We start from the raw sequence: 475 nt of genomic DNA, 5'->3' as shown, positions 1-475 counted from the left end.
CTGGGAACGACGCGACGACATCCACGAAGCGTTCCTCGGACTCGCCGTCTGTTTGATCACCCACCGCCACGTCCAACGCCTTTGTTAGGACCTCTTAGACAGGATCCGGCCTCGCCGCCCTCGCGCTAGGCCCGGCGCCACTGCTCGACCGATCGCACGCTGATCCGCAGGGCAGCGGCAATCTCCGCAGTCTTCTGCCCGGCCTCGAGACGGTCCACGGCCTGGAGCCGTAACCGCTCCCGCGTAGTTCTCTCGGCGCCGGTCAGCCCACCGCCCTGCGCGTACCTCACACCCCAGGGTTACCGGTGCCAGCATCCAGATGTCAGGCCAACGGCACCGACATCACTCAATCAAGTTAAGTAGCCCTCAGGATTCCTGGCGCATCACACTAGGTACGGTCGGGCGCGCTGGGCCGGGGGGGGGGGGGGGGGGGGCCCGGCGCGGGGCGCGAGGGTGGGGGGGGGGGGGGGGTGGG

General features: G+C 69.3%; 1 protein-coding gene. It reads right to left on the bottom strand.

Annotated elements, in window-relative coordinates:
- Positions 1 to 125: 125 nt before the first annotated feature.
- A complete protein-coding gene (locus ACFV2J_RS30150; protein WP_385085500.1) occupies positions 126 to 290 on the bottom strand; it encodes a helix-turn-helix domain-containing protein in 165 nt (54 codons plus the stop codon).
- Between the last annotated feature and the right edge of the window lie 185 nt (positions 291 to 475).

Source organism: Streptomyces sp. NPDC059668, from assembly GCF_042734135.1.
Lineage (GTDB): Bacteria > Actinomycetota > Actinomycetes > Streptomycetales > Streptomycetaceae > Streptomyces.
The sequence above is the reverse complement of the archived record's forward strand: the minus strand, read 5'-3'. Positions and strand labels throughout refer to the sequence as shown.